The organism is Cytobacillus eiseniae (assembly GCF_017874625.1).
GTDB lineage: Bacteria > Bacillota > Bacilli > Bacillales > Cytobacillaceae > Cytobacillus > Cytobacillus eiseniae.
Genome location: NZ_JAGIKZ010000024.1, coordinates 21,407 through 39,587, shown reverse-complemented (window position 1 = coordinate 39,587; position 18,181 = coordinate 21,407). Strand labels below are relative to the sequence as shown.

Below are 18,181 nucleotides of genomic sequence, written 5' to 3'. Positions count from 1 at the left end.
ATATGACTTTGCAATTTAGTGTTCTTGCAAGTGGGAGCACGGGGAATGCAGTATTCGTTGAGACGGAGGATCATTCATTTCTGATTGATGCAGGTCTAAGCGGAAAACAAATGGAAGCCTTATTTCAGAAAATCGACCGGGATATTGCAAAGCTCTCAGGGATTTTAGTCACTCATGAGCATAGTGATCATATTAAAGGCGTAGGGATTATCGCTAGAAAGTATAAGCTACCTGTCTATGCTAATCAAAAAACATGGCAAGCGATGGATGGCCTAATCGGACAAGTCCCTGTAGAACAAAAGTTCACCTTTGATATGGAAACAGTAAAAACATTTGGCGGATTAGATATTGAATCCTTTGGTGTTTCACATGATGCTGCTGATCCGATGTTCTATGTTTTTCATCATGGGGAAAAGAAGATTGTCATTATTACAGATACAGGTTATGTGAGCGACCGAATGAAGGGCCTTATTTCGAATGCAGATGCCTATGTATTTGAGAGCAATCATGATGTACAAATGCTACGAATGGGTAGATATCCATGGAGCATTAAAAGAAGGATTCTGAGTGATGTTGGCCATGTATCCAATGAAGATGCAGCCATTGCAATGAGTGAAGTGGCGGGTGATCGAACAAAACGCATCTACTTGGCCCATTTAAGTCAGGATAATAATATGAAAGATCTCGCCAGAATGGCTGTTGCTCAAACACTTGAGAGCAGAGGAATTCGAGTAGGGGAACAGTTTCAACTATATGATACAGATCCGAAAATACCAACTGCATTAACAGCTGTTTAATAGATGAATGAGTGCCACAATCGTTGGTGCTCATTTTTTTCGCTCTATTTATTGAAAAGATTGTTGTTTTAAATTGGCCCTTTTAAAACTGAATATTGATTGTACAATATTTGAAAAATAAGCGGAGAAATTCCGGCTATATTGGGAAATACCTCTATTTCCTTAAAAATAAGCGGAATTATTCCGCTTATTTAACCCAAATTGATGGATTATGTCTTATTTTAAGCAATTAACCGGACTTTCTCCGCTTATATTCACTTTTTAAGCTTTCTTTTTTAAATTAACCGGAATTATTCCGCTTATATTTTGTTTCCTCAGCTTTCTGGGTAGAAATCCTCCGTGTATGAATAATTAAGTATGAAATAGCCTTTTTTAAACAAATTTCATCTAACTTATGAACAAAGTCGTAAGATTGCCTTTTAGCATCGTATTTTTCTTAGTTTATTAAAAAGGAGAGAGTATAATAATGGGTAAGAAGGAAGAATAAATCATAGGACTTATATCGGCATTATTAGGGATGCCATAAAGGAAAGGACTGGTGTTGTATGGGTTATTATGATCAAGATTATCAAAATCGGTCGAGCAAACAAAAAAGGAATACGGGTGGCTACTTTTTAGCAAGTCTTGTTGGTGTGATTCTTGGTGCGATGCTTGTTATTATTGCGATTCCTAAGCTTGTAGATTACAATATTCTTCCTTATTCAGTCGAACCAAATGAACAAATAAAAAGTGAAACAACAGATCAGGGAGTTCAAACACAAAATGTATCTTTAAATGTTGTAACAGATGTGACAAAGGCTGTTGATAAAGCAGGAGATGCAGTCGTAAGTATTACAAATATCCAAGCAGCGGGCTTCTGGTCAAGCATGGAGGGAGAAGCGGGTGTGCCTGCAGGAACAGGATCAGGAGTTATCTATAAAAAGGCAGGAAATAAGGCCTTCATCGTTACGAATCACCATGTAGTAGAGGGAGCACAGCAACTAGAGATCAGTTTGGCTGGTGGAGTGAAAATTCCCGCAAAGCTTGTTGGCAGTGATATATGGACGGATCTAGCTGTTCTAGAAGTGGATGCAAAGGAAATTAAAACGGTTGCAGAGTTCGGTAATTCAGCTGCCTTAAAAACGGGAGAGCCTGTGATTGCCATTGGTAACCCGCTAGGAACGTTTGAAGGATCGGTTACATTAGGAATTATTTCAGGTTTAGAACGGACAGTACCGGTAGATATTGATCAAAATGGCAGTGCAGATTGGCAGGCTGAGGTGCTCCAGACAGATGCAGCGATTAATCCAGGGAATAGCGGTGGCGCACTCGTCAATATTAGCGGGCAAGTAATCGGCATTAACTCCATGAAAATTGCAGAATCAGCTGTTGAAGGCATAGGGTTAGCGATTCCGATCAATTATGCACAGCCTATTATTGATGATCTTGAAAAGTATGGAGTGGTTAAGCGTCCATACATGGGAATTAATTTAGCATCCGTAAGTGAAATTCCTGGCTATTATCAGCAGGAGGCATTAAAGCTCCCAAGTGAAGTAAAATCAGGAGTGGCCATTACAAATGTGGAGCCAAATTCACCAGCTGCCCAAGCTGGCTTGAAAGAAATGGATGTAATTGTAGAGATGGATGGAGAGCCAATCACAGATGTGATTGAACTTCGCCAGCATCTATACATCCAAAAAAATGTTGGCGACCAAATGAAAGTGAAGTTTTACCGAGCAGGTAAGCTAGAAGAAACAACATTGAAATTAAGTGGAGATACGTTTTAAAGAGTGAAAGGCAGGAGCAAGGTGCTCCTGTCTTTTTTATTGTGGATAAAAGATAAATGGTTTTATTAGCGGGCATGTTTTGATAAGATGGGAGAGATGTGGATAAGTAAGAAGAGTAGAGTGGATGAAAATCATCCACAACTCGAATAATAATAAGACATTTTTTTTAGAAGAAGGAGAAGGTTTATATGATCTATAGTTGTGAGGAACATATTGATATAGCAATAGATACAGTCGTTGATGAGTATGAAACATTTCCATTATTAACGAAGGTTTCGGAAGGAGGAGAGTTATCAACAACCTGTGAATATTGTCGAAATCAGGCAGTATATATGGTAGAGAACGCATGATCTCCCACAATATGTGGATAGAAAATGTGGATATGTGTATAACTCTTGTGGATATCTTGTTTGTAAAGTGAGGATGACCTGTGAATATCTCAATTATTACAGTTGGCAAACTAAAGGAAAAATACTTAAGGCTCGGAATTGATGAATACTTAAAAAGACTGTCAGCCTATGCAAAAGTCGAAGTGATCGAAGTTCCTGACGAAAAGGCACCAGAAGAGCTAAGCGAAACAGAAATGCGCCAAGTGAAAAAAAAGGAAGGCGAGCGAATTTTAGCAAAGATCCACCCAGATGCGCATGTCATTGCCCTTGCCATTGAAGGAAAAATGAAATCATCAGAAGAACTTGCTGATGGCTTGGACAAACTAGCCACGTACGGAAAAAGCAAAGTTGCCTTTGTGATAGGTGGATCGCTTGGGTTAAGTTCAGAGGTCCTGCAACGAGCGAATGAGAAGCTAAGCTTTTCAAAGATGACATTTCCACATCAGTTGATGAGGCTGGTGTTGGTGGAGCAGGTGTATCGGGCGTTTCGGATTTTGCGGGGGGAACCGTACATCTTTTAAGGGTAAAATATTAAGCGAATCCATCATTTCGCTTAACATTTTACCATCCTCATTTTCTAACATCCATGATTCCACAGGTGCAATAAAATCCATAGAAACTGTATCTAATAACTCTAGGGTATGTTCTTCTAATCCCTCTATTGTAAAGTCAAAATATAGATTGATTTTCTTTATATGTCGCCCAATCCCACGAGGTGCCTCTTTACTAATCTGTATATTCTTTATGATTAAGCGGAGTAATGCCTTTTGTTGTTCAGGCTCTGCATCCTTTATCACCTTATCAAAGTTTGTTAAAAGATTATGCAATGCTTGAGCATCAATAGGTGTTGTATCACATTCTTCTAATTCAGTATTTAAAGCTTTAAGTTTGCTTTGAAGCTCTGCTTGTTCTTCGGTAAGCCCGGTTAATTTTGGCTTGAAAATAGCAACCAGTGAGGGATCATCCATTAATTGATTCGTAATGTTATTAATTCGAACTTCTACCTTATTCAGCTTAGTTTGTAATATCTTAATCTCATCATTAATTGGGGTTCTTGCATCAATACGCTTCTCATTAACATTATCAACAATCCGTTTCAATACATATGGCTCAGACACGATGCGTTCCAATTCCTCAAATACTTGTTCTTCTGCTCGATCTGCACGAATGGAATGTGCACTACATGCTTTGCTACCTTTGTTGTGGAATAGTCCACATACATAATAACGGTATTTTTTACCCTTCGCTCCTTTTGATGATCCAGAAACCATTCCATATCCGCATTCAGGGCATCTAATAAGTCCATTTAATATGTATGGATTATTGGATTGGGCTGGCTTTATTGAGCGCTTTTTTCGAGATTGTTGTACTCGATTCCATTGCTCCTGTTCGATAATGGATTCATGTCTCCCATCAACAAGGATATAATCTTTGTTCTTTCCTTTACGATGTTTTTCAGCCCAGTTTTCATACATATTAAAACGAATTTTACCTATGTAAAGTGGATTGTCTAGGATTTGTTTAATGGTGTTAATGGAAAAGTCAAATCCTCGTTTTGTTTTATAGCCCATGGTATTAATGCGACTTACAATGGCCTTATAACCTAAATCCTGCTCTGCATAATCAAATATTAGACGGATGATATTAGCTTCTTCCTCATTTATCACTAAATGTTTATTAATACTGTCGTAACCAAGCACTCTTCCTCCATTGTAATAGCCTTCTTTGGCACGTTGAACCATCCCCATTTTAGCGCGGTCAATAATAGTGGAACGTTCCATTTCTGCAACTGAACTCAAAATAGTGAAAAACATCTTTCCTCCAGGGGTAGTAGTATCGATGTTTTCAGAATAACTGATTAGCTGAACATTATGGAAATCAAGCTTCTCTGCAATTTCTAATGCGTCCTTTGTTTTTCGAGATAGACGATCGAGCTTATATATAATAACAGCATGAAAATTTTCCTCACGAGCGTCTCTCAACAGACGTTTCATTTCAGGTCTACCTTCAATACTTTTACCACTTTTTCCTTCATCGATATACTCTTCGATGATTTCAATGTTATTCTTGTTGGCGTATTCGTATAGAAGCTCTTTTTGAGCATTTATACTATATCCTTCTGTAGCTTGCTCTTCTGTACTAACCCGTGCATAAAGGACGGCTTTTGTTTTGTTATCCATTATTTCTTCTCCTTTTCTTTTGGTTTTTGGTTAAGATTTTCTGAAAGTCTTTCAGTATACTCTGCAGCTTTTTCAAATGCTTTATTATCAAGGATTAACTTATCTTTACTAGCATGCCAAGGAAATGCATGTAAGGAAGTTTTCCCATATTGGATATAATCTTTAGCTAGTTTTATTGAATCTAGTTGCTTACTACTTTCCCCAAGTTCTGGTTCAATTGTTACATCAATCGTATTAATTTGATTAATGATTTGAGAGAGCAAGTAAAACAGGTGTTGTTCAGTATATTTTACTCGGCTCTTAAAGATAAACGTTATTTGTTCATCTTCATTTGAAGCTACTTTACTAACTGTTGTTTTTATTGCGTATTCATTTTCGAGAAGCGGGTTTGTTTTAATAGCCATTTGATTTTTATTATGTTCACTATTAGCCCAATTTTCCTCATCGATATCATCCTTGTTGTATAAAGGTGGAATTAATACAACGGATTCCTGGCTGCTATTTTTATAGAAGTCGTCAAAGAACATGTATAAGTCAGCGCCGAAATCCTTGGCAATAGCGTATAGAACCTTTGAGGGAATATCTTTCGTTTTATCTCTTTCAAACGTTGTTAATGTGGATTGAGAAAATAACTGAATTCGATTTGCTACGCTTTTTCCACTAAATGAATTCCCACACTCCTTTTGAAGATGTTCACGAATATAGCGTACTCTTTTTCCAATTGATAGATCTGCTAGATCAGTTAGGTTTGTCTTATTTAACGTAATCTTCTTCATTGTTTCACTTCCTGTCATTTTATTTTCTAAATACACTATAACACAAAATTAAAATATTAGATAGGGGTATTGATATTTTGAATTATGTTGTGTTATGCTTTCAATCAAGAAAGCGGGGTGACTTAAATTGAGTGAAACAATAAATGTAAGTGAATGTGATATTTCCTTTTTAAAAAATGAAGAGAGTATTGCTGATTGGCTAAAAGAGAAAGAAGAAAAGGGTAATCAGTTTATTCAAAGGATGGCAGATGTTGTGTATGAGCAATTCAAAAATAAGGAGTAAATTTCGCATTTCTCTGTAATACGTGCACAACTAGCTACTTAAGGAGCGTGAGATACATGTTTGATACTGTGAAAATAGCAATACCTTTAATGTTGTCGAAACTGGAAATAGAGAATATAGAGTGGGATCAAACGGATTCTTCAAGAAGACAAGCTGTAAATAACACCATTTTCAAGAAGCTGTACGATAATGATTTTAAAGGCTTGCCATTCATAAGATACACATACAGGGAGGATGATCCTTCTAAATGCAGGTTAAAAGTGGAGGTATCTATACCGGCATTTTTATATGGTTCTAATGTCAATGAACTGCAAGCTGATGATATTGATACGTTTTTTAAAATGATGCGTAAATATATATCAGTAAAGCTCAAGGCTGATCTTTCAAGAATACCGCCAATTAATACTTGGACGGCTGAAAAGGTGCATGTTTGTAAGAATTTTAATGTTGGTCAACTAAAGAGCCGATATTTAAATGCTATGTCCAGTCGCTCAATAGCGAAATACCAAAAAAGGACGTATAACGCTAAGGGAAGTGATAGGGTAGAATCGGTAGAATGGAAGGCCGCCAAGAAAAAAGAGAAGATTTACGATAAAGAAGCGGAGGTGGAACAACAGCATCAATATCCTAATAAATCCCGACATCTTAAGAGGGCAAAAGGCATACTTAGATATGAAATTGAGCTTTCAGATACAGAAATACGTAAAATAAGTCCAGACAGAAGGGCAATGGAGATTTTGAAAATGGATGTCGCAGCTGAGATATTGCAAAAGGGTTTGGATCGGAACGGGTTAAGTAGTGGTGTAAAATACACATCATTGCAGCAAGTAATAGATGCTATAAACCAGGAAACCATTCCACTTAGAACCAAATCATCTCTAATAGCATTTGCTACAGAGTTGCTGTTTAGCGGTGAGGATGAGTGCCTAAACAAATATGCTGCATCAACATTCAGAAAGAGAAAAATGCAATTAAGAGGTATTCTTGGAACAGATGTATTGCTTATTGGAGATAACATGTTGCCTCCCTTACGAATAGTGCCACAAAAAAAGACTGCCACTGTAAAACAGTAGACAGCCATAAAAATTATAAGTTGATTTGATTATACCATTTGCTAAAATGTGCATCAATGCCTTGATACGTAGAGATAATGATAAGGAGCATCATGATATGAGTGTAATTGTCGATATTATAGATACTTTTCCAACACATGATATACTAGCTGTTGGTCGGGTTAAACTTGACTCAATACATACGATGAACGGTGTTATATTAAAAATAGATGATGACACAGAAATGTATGTAGTTGAGTTCCCGCAAACAAATGGACGGGCTGTTGTAGAGATTAATGATAAAGTTGCTCAGAAGATACAGGATGCAATGGTATTTAAATATGAGCAATATATTATGTCTATTGATTTTACTGATATATCAAGCCATATTCCTTATATTTATACATTGGAGAAAGAACGAATAATGAATAACAAAGGATATCAGTACGCGTAAAAATTAATTCAAACTAGTGCCTTGGAAAATACCAGGGTACTAGCTGAAGAATCTAATGAAGAGGTGATTATCAATGCAAATACAGATTGTAAGTGTTGGTAAAGTGAAAGAAAAATACATAAAGCTGGGTATTGCCGAGTTTGAAAAAAGATTACGTCCATATTGTAAATTAACAATGGACGAAGTGAGTGATGAGCAAGCCCCTGAGCAATTAAGTGATAAGGAACTGTATCAAGTGAAACAAAAAGAAGGAGAACGTATCTTAAACAAGATTAAACCGAATCAATATGTTGTTGCTCTTGCTATACAAGGAGATAACTGGTCATCAGAACAATTGGCTAGTGAAATGGAGAAGTTGAGCATCCATGGTAGAAGTCAGATTTCATTTGTTATTGGTGGATCAAATGGATTAAGTGATGATGTGCTAAATCGAGCAGATCAAAAATTATCCTTCTCTAAAATGACATTTCCACATCAACTAATGAAGCTTATCTTAATAGAACAGGTATATCGTGCATTCAAAATACAGAAAAATGAACCTTATCATAAATGATTTTTAAGCGATTATATTCATATCCGTAGGTAGGGTATTTATTAAATATATCAAGTTTCTCCAATTTCAATGTTACAATTTTGGGTTGTAGCGGATTAATACATAGTAATAGAGCATTTTTAGTTTTTAGCAGTTTATAATATTTATACAGAATTCATAGGAACCCCCTGTATACCAAGGTTTAAGGTCATTTCCATAGCGGTACTCATCAAAAAAGTGATAACTTATTCTAACTTTAGCCCATAACTTGATGATTTTAAGAGAAAGCCAGTGTTGGTGCTATTTCTAGCACCTTCACTGACATTCCTAAAAATATTTTTTATAGATATCCTTTTTCTTTCAAACTAGTATATTTTTCATGACCAACGATGATATGATCCAAGATCTCAATACCCATCATCTTTCCGGCCTCACCTAAGCGTTTTGTTACATTAATGTCCTCCATACTTGGTGAAACGTCGCCACTAGGGTGGTTGTGTGCCACTATTGCACTTGCACAACTACGACGAACTAAATGATTAAACACCTCCCTTGGATGGACGATACTAGCATTTAGTGAACCGACAAATACTGTTTCACGGAAGACTATTTGGTTTTTAGTATTTAAGCCAAGAACTACAAAATGCTCCTGATTTAAATATTGCATATCCTTAAGGTAATCATAAGCATCTTGGGGCGAACGGATCGTAAATCGTTGTTCAACTGGACACGGGTTCATGCGAGCAAGTTGTAAAGCAGCAATGATTTGTTTTGCCTTTACTTTTCCGATTCCCTTGATTTGTAGCAACTCATCCTCAGTTACAGCTAATAATTCCTGAATAGATGGGTAGCGGGTGAATAGTTCGTTCACTACATAACTATCTTCCTTTTCGCGAGTTGTTGTTGCTAATAAAGTTCTAAAAGTGATTTTATCGATTGAATTGTTCATTATAAATTCCTCCATTATTTGTTTGATTGAATTAAAAAAGGAGAGACGATGAGCGTCCCTCCCGATTGAGTTAATACCTGTTCTGCAATATACTATTGTTGAGTAATACTTTTAGATGAGTTCATATGCCGATGAGCTCATCTATTTTTGTGCATTAAAAAAAGCACATCGACCGCAATTGCAATCCATGTGCTTTCAATCAATATGGTTTTCCATCATCCTCACCTCCTTCAGCACCAGTAAATCTTGGATAAAGTCTGAAGCCTGTTTCTTGGTTAGCTGTGTACTACGCTCAACACCAAAAGTCATCTTCATCAATTCTTTTGCAACATCTGTCGGCATGTCCATTTCGTCGACGATACGGAAAATCGTCTGTAATTGAGCCTTTGTTGCTTGTTCACCACCTCCTTTACTTGCCTTAACTTTTGCTTGTGGAAAATCTTCAATGTCCTGGGTGAAGATACCACTTGAACGTGTTGCAGATAGAACTGCATCAATCAACGCTCTTTTTTTTGCCATCTTCAATACGGTGTTAACGATTGTATAAGGGTCTTGTTGCTGAAAAGATGACTCTTTACTATTACAGCTACCTAGGCCTTCAGCCTCAACAAGCCCATTGTCTTTGCGTACGAGCGTCAACTTTACTTCATATGCAAAGATTCCTGATTCCCATTGTTCGATGCGATTGACGACATCTACTGTTTTCGAGAACCCAAATACATCGCATAGTTTTTCAGCACCAGGTTTAAGTAATGTAGGTTTTAAAAATCCATTTACTAACCCATAATCAACACCTTTCACTAGTACTTCTTCGACGAATGCTTGTAGTTCTTCTACCCTTCGTTTTGATTCGGCAGTCGATACGATAATATTAGGTAGTGAAACAATCTCAGATTCAATATTGTTGGAAAAGGGTACTATTTTGTTCCTTTTAGAATGCATACCTGATTTCATATGATTGTCACCTCATTTCAATAGATTAAGATTTTTTATTAATTGCATTAGCAAGCTTGAATAATCCATTCGATGTCTTCTTTACTAGAAACTTTCCTGCTTTATGATTAAGTTGATTACCTTTACTGACTGCTTTAGATGAAATATCTAATGACTTAGTTACCAAGCTGTGTGCTGATTGATTCAATTTTTCTAAGCTGTTTGTAACTATTAACAATACATCTTCACCATTTGCTTCCATAGAATTTGCAGCATTGCTAAGTACTTGCGAAACTCGCTCTTTAGTAGAAACATAATCTTTCAAATCGTCTTCATGTAACGATTCAACATCCTTTATAGCGGATTGGATCTTACTTCTACTAACTAGTAAATGAGATAGCCTTACGTAGTCATTACATTCAATGGAATCAACTATCTCATCTCTAATTTTTTCATTTTCATTTAATAAAGATTGATAGATTGTTTTAATCTCTGGAATAGGAACTCCTTTCCCATCAATCAATTCATGATCCAACCATAAGTTCTTCCGCATAATAAAATTCCTCCTAAATGTTATTGGATAATCCTAATTATTTGTTGAAGTGGTGATAGCCCTTGAGTGTTAGCTTCAATACCAATCCATCTGACTTACTTTTCATAGTCAGAATGAGTCCATCATCCTCAAGTTTTGATAGATTAAGCTTCTGAATGTCATACTTCACTAGAAACTTTGCAGGGATCCATTTGTTTAGTTTCTTAGCTTCGATTAGGATATTGATCAATGAGTTGTTCATCTTCATTCCTCCTTTCATAGTGCGCTCCTCTCACCACGCATGTCGTCTCTGTAACGCGAAAAACCGTTATCTATCCAAAGGAATAAACAACGGTTTATATAAAGGGGTGGGGCATGAAACGGATGGGTACCCCCTTTCGTATATAAATGGTGGTAGCGGCAGAAAATTTGTGTGTTTTTTTAAGCTATATAAGATTACTGGAATATGGTTCCTTAGTACGGAAGAACAAATAGGTGAAAAGACATAAGGAAATATCGTTAATTCAAGTGAATCCGTTCCCATCTATCTTCCAATCGTGTAATATTGATATAAGGATATCTCTATAAAAAGAGGTGAGTAAGTGAATAATATAGAGCGGTTAAATGAAGAAATACTGGCTATACGAAGACAAAGGTATCAATTCTTACTTTTGATGTATCAACAAAGTAATGAAAAAGAACTACATAATGGAATTGCAAAAATGGGTATACCATCTATCAATGTTAATAAGGAACTGGCTATACGTTTAAAAGATGTGCCAGTTTCCAGACGAAAGCGGGTAGTTAAGGATGAATTGCAAAATCTAATAAATGAACTTGACAACGAAGTTATTTTGTTAAGTCGAATTCATTATTTATTTGACGAAGAACTAAAACAAAATCCAATCGGATTAATCGAATATATCAGTGGCAACAAGGTAATTCTAATTGATTGGCCAGGAGAAGTAGTTAAGGGATCAATAAAATATGGAACACCTGATCATCCAGAGTACTTTGAAGCAGACGGATATGAAGATCATATTATACATGTCTAAAAGGAGAGGTCATTATGCAATATCGTGATTTGATTCAATTTGATCCAGTCGAAACAATTGTACAGTTAAAAGAATCCACCAATACCGAAAAGGCATTTGAATTAGTTGATACATATGTAATTTCTGATCGTATGGCAGAAGTGATAAACGAAACGATTATTGAGCAATTACAATTTGAACGACCTGCAGATAATAAAGGGTTACTCGTTGTAGGTAACTATGGAACGGGTAAATCACATTTAATGAGTGTTATCTCAACGATAGCTGAACTCGAGAATTCTGCTGAGAGGGTCAATCACTCACAAGTTGCAAAAAAAGCAAAAGAGATTGAAGGTAAATTTAAGGTTCTTCGTACAGAGTTAGACGGTATACGTATGTCTCTTCAGGAATTTGTGTTTGGAGAGCTGACTGATTATCTACAATCAATTGGAGTTGATTACGAGGCTCCAGACCTAGAAAAAATACGAAGCAATAAAGATGAATTAATCAAGATGATGGCTACTTTTGAAGAAGAGTATCCAGAACAAGGTTTACTTTTGATCGTGGATGAGTTACTTGATTATTTACGTTCTCGAAATGAACAAGAACTTATGCTCGACTTAAACTTTTTACGTGCAATGGGTGAAATATGTAGAACATCTCGTTTCCGATTCATTACAGGGATACAGGAGATGTTGTTTGATAATCCAAAATTCTCGTTTGTTGCCGAACAACTAAGCCGCGTAAAAGAGAGAACAGAACAAGCCGTTATTGTACGTGAGGATATTGAATATGTAGTTTCAAAACGTTTACTACGAAAAGATGACCGGCAAAAGGCTATTATTCGAGAACATTTACAACGGTTTACACCGCTATATAATAAATTAAATGAACAACTAGAAAAATATGTTGAATTGTTTCCAATCCATCCATCTTACCTATCTACATTTGAAAGAGTAACAGTAGCAGAAAAACGTGTAATTCTGAAAACATTAAGCCTCGAAATGAAAAAATTGCTTGATCAAGAAGTTCCAAATGACCAACCGGGATTCATTTCGTATGATAGTTATTGGCCATATATTGAAGGGGATAAGGCATTAAAAGCAAACCCAAATGTTAAAGAAGTGATGTCAAAAGCGACAATTTTATTAGACCGTATTGAAAATGCTTTTACGAAACCATTATATCGTCCAATGGCGTATCGTGTCGTTCAAGCACTTTCCGTTTTCCGATTAACAACAGATAATATTTTTTCAAAAGTAGGGGTTACTGCTGAGGAATTACGTGACCAACTCTTTTTGTATGCTCACCTTCCAGAAGAAGACTCTGAATTTCTAAGAGGCTTAATTGAGGTAGTTTTAAAGGAAATACAGAAAACAGTGAGTTACCAATATATTTCAGTCAATCAAGAAAACGGACAATATTATCTAGATTTACAAAAGGATATTGATGTAGATAGTTTAATTGAACAAAAAGCCGAAATGCTAAGTAAAGACAAAATGGATCAATATTATTTTGATGTGCTTTCTGTACAAACGGGTAATACTACAGAAACTAGATATAGATCTAATTATCGTATATGGCAACATGAGCTCCCATGGTATGAGCATAAAGTAACTCGTCCAGGCTACTTGTTCTTTGGTTACCCTGATGAGCGTTCCACTACTCAACCGGAACGAGATTTTTATATTTATATGCTACCTATTTTTGATAAGAAACATTTAAAAAATGAAAATAAACCAGATGAGGTATTCTTCATACTGGAAACAAAAGATGAAGATTTTTATCGTAATTTAAGATTCTATGCTGGTGCAAGAGAAATGGCAACGACGGCCTCTAGTGGCTCACGTAATCTATATGAGGATAAGGCTTCTCATTATATGAAGCAACTTACTGCATGGTTTAAGGTAAATATGCCGACAGCTTATAAAATGACGTATAAAGGTGAGACAAAACGAATTGCGGAATGGAGTATTTCAGCACCTGCACAAGCATCTGTCAAAGAGGTAATTGATGCTGCTGCAGATGATTGCTTGAACGGATGGTTCAATGATAAGTATCCGGATTATCCGACATTCCGTAATATTAGAGAGCCAATTACAAGAAGTAGTATGATTACTACGTATATCCCTGAAGCTATTCGAAATATCAAACAACCTAAAACGAAAAATGGAATTACAATTTTAGATGGGCTAGTCCTCCTTGATGAAAATCAAAAGTTAAATGTTCGTAAATCAGGTTATGCCAAATGGGTAATTGAAGTATTGGAATCAAAATCGGAAGGACAAGTTGTTAATGCCTCTGAATTATTGGATATTATTGAGACATTTAATAAAAATGAAGAAGTAAAAAGAACCCTAAAATTTGATTTGGAACCTGAATTATTTGCAGTGCTTCTAGCAGCACTCGTCTTTAACGGTGACATTGTGATTACAATTAATGGTAATACATATGACGGGATGAAATTTGACGAGCTGATTAGGTTATCTGCTGAACAAATTGCTGATTTCACTCATATTAAAAAACCAAGTGATTTACCATTAGCTGCACTAGGAGAGCTATTTGATTTATTCAATATAGGTAGAGGGTTACTACAAAATAATGCCCTCCAATTAGCTGTAGGACAATTAAATAGGGAGTCGAAACTGTTATTGGATAAGGTAGTTCGATTAGACCATGAAATTAAAAATGGCATACCTTTCTTAGATGTAACATTATTTAATACGGATCAAGTAAACGACTTCCGTAATGAACTTGCGAAATTAAAAACATTTTTAAATGATTTACAAATTTATGATACACCTGCAAAGCTAAAAAACTTTAAATTCAGTGTAGATGAAGTCATTGAGCAGAAGGAACGTATAACCTTAACCAATAATTTAATTGAACAACAAAAACGTGCAATAGAGATATCGCAGGAAGCAATTTATTTGGTTAATGCACAAAACCATTTGCTATCATCTCACGAGTGGCATGGAAAAGTAGAAGGGGCATTGGAAGACCTTATTCACGCATTAAGAAACAATGAAGATGGTCAGCAAGAAAGACAGGTTCTAAGGAAATTAAAAGAGGAATATTACTCAATTTATTTAGCTCTTCATGATAAAGCAAGAATTAACGCAACAGAAGAGAATAAAAAAGAAGCTTTATTAACAGATAACAGAGTAGATGCCTTACGAAAGCTTTCAAAGATTTCCCTTCTTTCATCCCAACCTCTTGATCAATGGTTACAAAAAGTTGATGATATGATAGCATGTTGGGATTTAACAAAAGAGAAATTAGAGCATTCACCAATTTGTAAAACTTGTCATTTCCGACCAAAAGACGAACCATATACTCGCCATCAGAATTTAGATGAACTAGAAGAAGAGTTAGAAGATTTATTGAATAATTGGACATCTTCATTGCTTACTACTTTACGTGATCCAGAAATAAAAGAGAACATTGATATGCTACAGCCGGATCAAAGACAATTAGTTGAAGAATTTATTCAACAACAAACATTAACATTACCTATCAATATAAAGCTTGTTGAGGCAATTACAGTTCTACTGCAAGGAATTGAGAGGGTAATCATTACAGTATCTGAATTAGAGCAGATGATGAACAATGGACAGCCTTTAACTGTTGAAGAACTAAAGCAGCGTTTTGATCAAATGTTACGACAAAAAGTTGGAACACAACCAAAGAATAATGTGAGAATATTATTGAACGTCTAGGAGGTATAACATGTCTGAAAAAACTGAACAAGCAACCTTGTTCGAAGAAGAAACAAGCAAAGGCCCAGTTACATGTCTGGGCTTTACTTTCAAAAATGATGCAGAGCGAAGGGAATATTTTCGAGAAGAATTACGAAAGAAATTACCTGAATTAAAAAAAGTAGAAGGCTTTCCAATTGGTGAAGATGAGGATATACTTGCACTTTCTGATCCACCTTTTTATACAGTATGTCCTAATCCATGGTTAGATCAAATTATTAATAATTGGTCTGAACTGGAAGATAATACTAATGAATATAAAAGAGAACCATTCATTGCAGACATAAGTGAAGGTAAGACAGATATCATTTATAAAACTCATGGTTATCACACTAAAGTTCCTCATAAGGCTATTATGAGATATTTGCTTCATTATACAAATCCTGGTGATGTAATTTTAGACGGATTCTCTGGTACAGGGATGACAGGAGTTGCAGCACAGATGTGCGGCGAAGAGAAGGTAATAAAAGAATTAGGATATAGTATTAGCGAAAAAGGGGAAGTATTAGACGAAAATAATAATATTTTTTCGAAAGTTGGAGTTAGAAAGTCTGTTTTAAGTGATCTTTCACCTGCTGCATACTTTATAGCATCAAATTTTAATAAAGAAATAAATCAACGAAAGTTAGAAAGAGCAATTAATTCGATTCTTTCTGAATTAGAGGAAGAATGTAAGTGGTTATATAGAACAAAGCATAATGGTGATTCCTTTGGTAATGTGAACTATACAGTATGGAGTGATGTCTTCTATTGTCCTGAGTGTAATCACGAATTGGTTTTTTGGGATATTGCTGTTAAACCTTCAACTCAAGAATTAAAGAAGGAGTTTAAATGTTTAAACTGTGATTCTATTTTAAATAAGAGGAATCTTCAAAGGGTTTGGGAACCTATTTATGATATTTCCTTAAAGAAGGTAACGGAAGTAGCAAAACAGAAGCTTGTATCAATAAACTACAAATATGGTTCAAAAAGATTTGAAAAAGCACCAGACGAAAATGATTATGAGTTATTGAAAAAAATTGATGAATACCATATTGATAATTGGTTTCCACAAGACCTTTTACCTGATGGTTATAATACTCTACAACCCAAAAATAGCCATGGCATAAATCATATTCATCAATTCTATACAAAAAGAAGTTTAATAGTATTATCTACGTTTTATAAATTAGTTGAAAATCATGAATTAAGAAATGAACTACTAATGTTATTAACAGGAGTTGCATTTTCTACAACGAAATTATACAGATGGACTCCAAATTATGAAGGTGGAGGCCCATTAAGTGGTACATATTATATTCCAGCCTTATTAAGGGAGATTTCTGCTCTTGATGCAATCAACAGGTTCGCAAAAAAAGTACCTAAGAATCTGTCATTTAAAAAATCATATGGGAATGTATGTCTTTCTGTATCTACAGCAACTAAATTACAGTTACCCAATGAATCAATAGATTACATTTTTATTGATCCTCCATTTGGGGGGAATATAATGTACTCTGAACTAAACTTTCTGTGGGAATCATGGTTAAGAGTAAAGACAGATAATAAATCCGAGGCAATAATGAATGATAAGCAACAAAAACAATTAAATGAATATCAATCCCTTATGACCCAATCCTTTGAAAATTATTACAAAGTATTAAAACCGGGAAGATGGATTACTGTTGAATTTAGTAATTCACAATCATCAATTTGGAATGCTATTAGAGAAGCAATGGAAAGAGCTGGGTTCATTATTGCTAATGTATCTGCATTAAACAAGAAGCAAGGTAGTTTCAAGGCTATTACTTCTACAACAGCTGTTAAACAGGATCTGGTTATTTCTGCGTATAAACCAAAAATGGAAAATATAGAGAAAATGCAAAAAGAAATAAACACTGAAGAGTCATCTTGGACATTTGTAAGACAACATCTAGAACAATTACCAAAATTCATAGGTGTAAAAGGCGAAGCTCAAGTAATTGCGGAAAGAACACCAAGAATACTATTCGACCGTATGGTAGCATATCATGTCCAAAGGGGATTACCAGTACCTATTTCTTCTGCTGATTTTCAAATTGGTATTGCACAGCGATTTCCAATGAGGGATGGAATGGCTTTCTTAGAAGATCAAGTAGCTGAATATGATAAGAAAAGGACTCTCGTAAAGGAATTTTCTCAGTTGAGCTTATTTGTTTCTGATGAAAATAGTGCTATCGAATGGATTCGTCAACAATTAATGAATAAACCTCAAACTAGGCAGGATTTACATCCTAACTTTATGAGAGAAATTCAACATATTGCAAAACATGAATTATTGCCAGAATTAGATGATCTTTTGGAACAGAACTTTTTAATATACGATGGTAATGAAGATGTTCCGAGTCAAATCCACGGATATCTAAGCTCAAATTATAAGGACTTACGTAATTTAGAAAAATCAGATTCAAGGTTAAAGGAAAAAGGGAAGAGTCGTTGGTATGTTCCTGATCCAAATAAACAAGCGGATTTAGAAAAATTACGTGAAAAGTCATTGTTACGTGAGTTTGAAAGCTATAAAACTGAAATTGAAGGTAACAAAAAGAAACTAAAACAGTTCCGTACAGAAGCAATTCGTACTGGATTTAAAAAGGCATGGAGCGAAAAAGACTTCGAGACAATTGTAAAAGTAGGAGAACGATTACCTGAAAAAGTAATTCAAGAAGATGATAAATTACTGATGTATTTTGATCAAGCGCAAATCCGCATAGGAATGTAGAGGAGTTGT

Annotated in this window: 17 protein-coding genes; 11 read left to right on the top strand and 6 right to left on the bottom strand. The window is 35.4% G+C overall.

Going from position 1 to position 18,181, the window contains the following annotated elements; all coding sequences use genetic code 11:
* Window positions 1-2: 2 nt before the first annotated feature.
* The 4 genes from J2Z40_RS15795 (at window position 3) to rlmH (J2Z40_RS15780) (ending at window position 3,473) form a co-directional block, all read left to right on the top strand.
* Window positions 3-797, top strand: a complete 795-nt coding sequence (locus J2Z40_RS15795) for an MBL fold metallo-hydrolase (protein WP_066398808.1) — start codon at window positions 3-5, stop codon at window positions 795-797.
* A 545-nt stretch (window positions 798-1,342) separates the two neighbouring features.
* Window positions 1,343-2,563 (top strand): S1C family serine protease, encoded by a 1,221-nt coding sequence (locus J2Z40_RS15790; RefSeq protein WP_066398803.1) that lies wholly within the window; start codon window positions 1,343-1,345, stop codon window positions 2,561-2,563.
* Between the two features lie 188 nt (window positions 2,564-2,751).
* Entirely contained in the window at window positions 2,752-2,913 is a 162-nt protein-coding gene (locus J2Z40_RS15785; RefSeq protein ID WP_066398800.1) for a CxxH/CxxC protein, read from the top strand.
* Window positions 2,914-2,993: 80 nt separating this feature from the next.
* Window positions 2,994-3,473 (top strand): 23S rRNA (pseudouridine(1915)-N(3))-methyltransferase RlmH, encoded by a 480-nt coding sequence (gene rlmH, locus J2Z40_RS15780; RefSeq protein ID WP_083953984.1) that lies wholly within the window; start codon window positions 2,994-2,996, stop codon window positions 3,471-3,473.
* On the opposite strand, the gene J2Z40_RS15775 is transcribed toward rlmH (J2Z40_RS15780), so the two are convergent.
* Together J2Z40_RS15775 and J2Z40_RS15770 are read right to left on the bottom strand one after the other, a co-directional pair.
* On the bottom strand, window positions 3,375-5,132 hold the full coding sequence (locus J2Z40_RS15775) for a recombinase family protein (RefSeq protein WP_066398799.1): 1,758 nt from the start codon (window positions 5,130-5,132) through the stop codon (window positions 3,375-3,377). The two genes, rlmH (J2Z40_RS15780) and J2Z40_RS15775, sit on opposite strands and share 99 nt — an antisense overlap.
* Window positions 5,132-5,908 (bottom strand): hypothetical protein, encoded by a 777-nt coding sequence (locus J2Z40_RS15770; protein WP_066398798.1) that lies wholly within the window; start codon window positions 5,906-5,908, stop codon window positions 5,132-5,134. Before J2Z40_RS15770 ends, J2Z40_RS15775 begins: the two co-directional genes overlap by 1 nt.
* Before the next feature lie 127 nt (window positions 5,909-6,035).
* Here J2Z40_RS15770 and J2Z40_RS15765 point away from each other — a divergent pair, with 127 nt between their 5' ends.
* The 4 genes from J2Z40_RS15765 (at window position 6,036) to rlmH (J2Z40_RS15750) (ending at window position 8,250) form a co-directional block, all read left to right on the top strand.
* A complete protein-coding gene (locus tag J2Z40_RS15765) occupies window positions 6,036-6,191 on the top strand; it encodes a hypothetical protein (protein ID WP_157087865.1) in 156 nt (51 codons plus the stop codon).
* 56 nt (window positions 6,192-6,247) lie between these two features.
* A complete protein-coding gene (locus J2Z40_RS15760) occupies window positions 6,248-7,264 on the top strand; it encodes a hypothetical protein (protein WP_066398794.1) in 1,017 nt (338 codons plus the stop codon).
* Window positions 7,265-7,361: 97 nt separating this feature from the next.
* The gene (locus J2Z40_RS15755) at window positions 7,362-7,697 is read left to right on the top strand and encodes a hypothetical protein (RefSeq protein WP_066398792.1); all 336 of its coding nucleotides are present in this window, start codon (window positions 7,362-7,364) and stop codon (window positions 7,695-7,697) included.
* 73 nt (window positions 7,698-7,770) lie between these two features.
* Window positions 7,771-8,250: a 23S rRNA (pseudouridine(1915)-N(3))-methyltransferase RlmH gene (rlmH, locus tag J2Z40_RS15750; protein ID WP_066398790.1), complete on the top strand. Its 480-nt coding sequence runs from the start codon at window positions 7,771-7,773 to the stop codon at window positions 8,248-8,250.
* 319 nt (window positions 8,251-8,569) lie between these two features.
* Here rlmH (J2Z40_RS15750) and radC read toward each other — a convergent pair whose 3' ends face one another.
* The 4 genes from radC to J2Z40_RS15730 form a co-directional block, all read right to left on the bottom strand.
* A complete protein-coding gene (radC, locus tag J2Z40_RS15745) occupies window positions 8,570-9,178 on the bottom strand; it encodes a RadC family protein (RefSeq protein ID WP_245350131.1) in 609 nt (202 codons plus the stop codon).
* A 195-nt stretch (window positions 9,179-9,373) separates the two neighbouring features.
* Complete coding sequence (locus J2Z40_RS15740) at window positions 9,374-10,132, bottom strand: hypothetical protein (RefSeq protein ID WP_066398786.1); 759 nt, start codon at window positions 10,130-10,132, stop codon at window positions 9,374-9,376.
* 25 nt (window positions 10,133-10,157) lie between these two features.
* Window positions 10,158-10,664, bottom strand: coding sequence for a hypothetical protein (locus J2Z40_RS15735; protein ID WP_066398784.1), 507 nt, complete (start codon window positions 10,662-10,664; stop codon window positions 10,158-10,160).
* A 37-nt stretch (window positions 10,665-10,701) separates the two neighbouring features.
* The gene (locus tag J2Z40_RS15730; protein WP_066398782.1) at window positions 10,702-10,905 is read right to left on the bottom strand and encodes a hypothetical protein; all 204 of its coding nucleotides are present in this window, start codon (window positions 10,903-10,905) and stop codon (window positions 10,702-10,704) included.
* Window positions 10,906-11,245: 340 nt separating this feature from the next.
* Here J2Z40_RS15730 and brxF point away from each other — a divergent pair, with 340 nt between their 5' ends.
* From brxF to J2Z40_RS15715, 3 genes are read left to right on the top strand one after another with little or no spacing between them, the layout of a single operon-like run.
* The gene (gene brxF / locus J2Z40_RS15725; protein WP_066398776.1) at window positions 11,246-11,698 is read left to right on the top strand and encodes a BREX-3 system P-loop-containing protein BrxF; all 453 of its coding nucleotides are present in this window, start codon (window positions 11,246-11,248) and stop codon (window positions 11,696-11,698) included.
* A gap of 14 nt (window positions 11,699-11,712) precedes the next feature.
* The gene (locus J2Z40_RS15720) at window positions 11,713-15,396 is read left to right on the top strand and encodes a DUF6079 family protein (RefSeq protein WP_066398773.1); all 3,684 of its coding nucleotides are present in this window, start codon (window positions 11,713-11,715) and stop codon (window positions 15,394-15,396) included.
* Window positions 15,397-15,406: 10 nt separating this feature from the next.
* Window positions 15,407-18,172, top strand: a complete 2,766-nt coding sequence (locus tag J2Z40_RS15715; RefSeq protein WP_066398769.1) for a DNA methyltransferase — start codon at window positions 15,407-15,409, stop codon at window positions 18,170-18,172.
* The last annotated feature ends 9 nt before the right edge of the window (window positions 18,173-18,181 follow it).